General features: G+C 38.7%; 1 protein-coding gene and 1 pseudogene. Both read left to right on the forward strand.

Annotated features, from left to right (window positions below):
• Window positions 1–788: NADH-quinone oxidoreductase subunit N (locus ACFIO3_RS15795; RefSeq protein WP_375704629.1), on the forward strand; the 788-nt coding region annotated here is incomplete at its 5' end.
• 5 nt (window positions 789–793) lie between these two features.
• Window positions 794–1,146, forward strand: a pseudogene (locus tag ACFIO3_RS15800) (biotin--[acetyl-CoA-carboxylase] ligase); the annotation flags it as partial.

The raw sequence follows: 1,146 nt of genomic DNA on the forward strand, positions 1-1,146 counted from the left end.
CGTTTCATATGTGGACACCTGATGTTTATGAAGGAGCGCCCACACCGATTACAGCATTTTTTGCTGGTGCCCCTAAAATTGCCGCGATGGCACTCATTATTCGTCTTATGGTTATGACTTTTATTCCACTAAGTCATTCTGATAGCTCTATGCCTGCATGGCAACAAATTTTGGTGTTCATGGCTCTTACATCAATGATACTTGGTGCATTTGCTGCAATTGGTCAGAGCAATATTAAACGTTTGATGGCTTATTCATCCATTGGTCACATGGGGTATGCGCTAGTTGGTTTATCTGCTGGAGATATGCTTGGGATAAAAAGCGTTATTCTTTATATGACTATTTATCTTGGAATGACGATTGGTTCATTTGCCTTTATTCTTGGAATGCGCTCGAATAATGGAAATGTTGAAAATATTTATGATCTTTCAGGTCTCATAAAGACAAATCCGTTTATGGCTGTTGTAATGACAATACAACTGTTCTCGCTAGCAAGCATACCGCCTATGGCCGGTTTTTTGGGGAAATGGTACACATTTTCTGCTGCTGTCCATGCTGGACTTACGCCACTCGCTGTCGTTGGGATGATAGCGTCTGTTGTTGGGGCCTTTTACTATTTGCGAGTCATTAAAATTATGTGGTTTGATGATGCAAAAACGCATTTTGTTGCTTTATCGAATGAGCTTCAATTTTTTCTTGGTCTTTCTGCTTTCTTTATTTTGTTTTACATGCTTTTTGGAATTTGGTTCACTGAGTTAGCAGAAAAAGCAGCAGCAGCATTGTTTTAACGAATATGGTTTATATTTTATCAGATTTTGCACAAAAACAGGGATACACTGTTGAATTGCACAGTACTGTCGATTCAACAAATCTCATTGCACAACGAAAAGCACAAGCTGGTCATCAAGGTTATCTTTGGATTGTTGCACAAGAACAATTACAGGGAAGAGCGAGAAGAGGGAGGACTTGGTCTAGTCCTAAAGGGAACCTTTATTCTAGTCTTTTGTTAATTGATGATATTGTGCATCAAACTGCTGCTCAACTTGGTTTTGTTGCTGGAGTAAGTGTGGCAGAGGCAATAAAACAATTTATAAAAGATGAAAAGCAAACAAACAATATTGTGAGCTTAAAATGGCCAAACGATAT

This window comes from Bartonella sp. AD328YNZD, from assembly GCF_042196425.1.